The organism is Gemmatimonadota bacterium (genome assembly GCA_016209965.1).
Lineage (GTDB): Bacteria > Gemmatimonadota > Gemmatimonadetes > Longimicrobiales > RSA9 > JACQVE01.
Genome location: JACQVE010000292.1, coordinates 1 through 2,092 on the forward strand (window position 1 = coordinate 1; position 2,092 = coordinate 2,092).

General features: G+C 68.7%; 3 protein-coding genes. 2 read left to right on the top strand and 1 reads right to left on the bottom strand.

All coding sequences use genetic code 11. The annotated features are described in order from the left end of the window. Positions 1-215 (bottom strand): hypothetical protein (locus HY703_11655; GenBank protein ID MBI4545843.1); only part of this gene is annotated, 215 nt, incomplete at its 3' end. A 139-nt stretch (positions 216-354) separates the two neighbouring features. Between HY703_11655 and HY703_11660 the strand changes: the two genes are divergently transcribed. Together HY703_11660 and HY703_11665 are read left to right on the top strand one after the other, a co-directional pair. Continuing rightward, positions 355-531, top strand: coding sequence for a hypothetical protein (locus tag HY703_11660; protein MBI4545844.1), 177 nt, complete (start codon positions 355-357; stop codon positions 529-531). Positions 532-975: 444 nt separating this feature from the next. After that, positions 976-1,716, top strand: coding sequence for a helix-turn-helix domain containing protein (locus HY703_11665; protein ID MBI4545845.1), 741 nt, complete (start codon positions 976-978; stop codon positions 1,714-1,716). Positions 1,717-2,092 lie beyond the last annotated feature (376 nt).

Genomic DNA, 2,092 nt, shown 5'->3' on the forward strand with positions numbered 1-2,092 from the left:
CTCAAGACCCGGACGACGCCCGGCGCCGCCGCGGCCGCCTGGCTATCCACCCTGCGGACCCGGGCATGCGCGTAAGGGCTGCGGACGAAGGCGAGGTGCAGCGTCGCCGGTGGGTGCACGTTGTCCACGAAGCGGCCCGCTCCGGTGACTAGCGCGTGGTCCTCTAAGCGGCGGATGGGCTGGCCCAGGTAGCGGCCAGCGTGCGTCTCGGCCAATGCAGCATCCTCCACCCTCTGTGCGCGTATTGTAGCGTGCCGGGCCGCGCGGCGCGCTCCACACCGAGAGCCGCGAGGTGGTACAAAGAGAGAGGAATGGGATTCTGGAGCCGAGCCCTGTACATAAAGCGAGGTGCGCATGCCGACGTTATTCTTCGCCCTGGCCGTGCTCATCGCGGCGCTACTGATCTCCGCTGGTGTGGTGACGCCGCAGAAGTGGCTCTTCGGGGTCGGATCGGTGCTGCTGGTGGTCGCGCTCATCGTGAGCCTGAATCCGGGCGCGCGGAACGACCGAGCGCCTCGCGCTGGCCACTAAAATCCACCCAGCGCGCGTCCGGTCGCTCGTGGTAGGTCGCGCTCACTGCTAAAGGAGAGGGCTGCTTGGCCGAGTTGACAGCACAGCTAATAAGCGCCCAGACGGATATTCGGATAGCTGAGATGTTTGGGCTGCGCCCTGCGGCCGGGATCGGCAACGGCGAGCCCACAGCATCGTGGCCCCCCGGAGGGGCGATGGGCGGGCAGGCACTGCTCTCGTCCAGATACCTGGGAGACAGAGGGCGAGATGGCGGACCAGGGCGGGGGGCCGGCGAGGTGGTGGGGAACACCCCTGCCTTCTTCAGCAATGCTGCAACGACACCGTAAGAAAAAACGCGGAGCGCCCCTCGCTAGGATGGGAGTGTACGCACAAAACATCCCGTCGAGGAGGCGCTCCGTGGCCCAGTCTACCAGCGTGCTCGCCCCAGCGCACGGGGAGGTCCCGATGCGCATCGTGAGCAACGTCACCAGCGCGATGCTGCGGGTGGCGCGGCAGCCCACGGCGCCGTTGTCACGGCAGGCCTGCGCGCGCCTGGGCTGGCTGGACTGGCACGCCCGGCACGGGCACAACGTCAGCCGGACCTGCCGGCGCTTCGGACTGAGCCGGGAGACCTTCTACCGCTGGAAACGGCGTTACGATCCCTACGACCTGCGCACGCTGGAGGACCGGTCGAGCCGGCCAAAGAAGCGGCGTCGCCCGACGTGGACGCTGGAGCAGGTGCACGCGGTCAAAGCGCTGCGGGAGCAGTATCCGTGCTGGGGCAAGGACAAGCTGGCGGTGCTGCTGCGCCGGCAGGGGCTGGTGCTCTCGGTCTCGATGGTGGGGCGCATCCTGACGCACCTGAAGCGCACGGGGCAGCTCGTCGAGCCGGTGGGGCTGCGGCGCATCCGTGCCCGGCCCTTCCGCGGAAGGACGGTGGCGGCGGCCCTTCCGCGGAAGGGTGCGCAAGCCCAAGGACTACGTGGTGGCCGCACCGGGCGATCTGGTGCAGGTGGACACGTTGGACGTGCGGCCGGTGCCGGGGGTGGTGCTGAAGCAGTTCACGGCGCACGACGTGGTGAGTCGCTGGGACGTGCTGGCCTTATGCTCGCGGGCGACGGCACGGACGGCGACGGAGTTCTTGGAGGATTTGCTGGCGCGGCTGCCGTTTCGGGTGTGGGCGGTGCAGGTGGATGGGGGCAGTGAGTTCATGGCCGAGTTTGAGGCGGCGTGTGCGGCCAAGGGCATCCGGCTCTTCGCCCTGCCGCCGCGCAGCCCGAAGCTGAACGGGGGCGTCGAGCGGGCGCAGCGGACGCACGGGGAGGAGTTCTACGCCTGCACCGAGGCCGAGCCGACGGTGGCGGCGCTGCGGGAGGAGCTGCGGGCGTGGGAGGTGGTCTACAACACGGTGCGCCCGCACCAGGCGCTGGGCTACTTGACGCCGCTCGAGGCCGTGCAGGCATGGCAGGCCAAAGCAAGCGCAGAGAGGCGAGTGTCATGAACGTACTGAACGAGTACACGCAATGGACAAACGCTTGCCGGTGAGCTAGGCTTGCAGGGGGCGAGAAGGCGATTGGGGACA

What these genes read in the sequence shown, in the direction of transcription:
- HY703_11660 (MBI4545844.1), top strand. Translation starts at nt 355, where the DNA reads ATGCCGACGTTATTCTTCGCCCTGGCCGTGCTCATCGCGGCGCTACTG.
- HY703_11665 (MBI4545845.1), top strand. Translation starts at nt 976, where the DNA reads ATGCGCATCGTGAGCAACGTCACCAGCGCGATGCTGCGGGTGGCGCGG.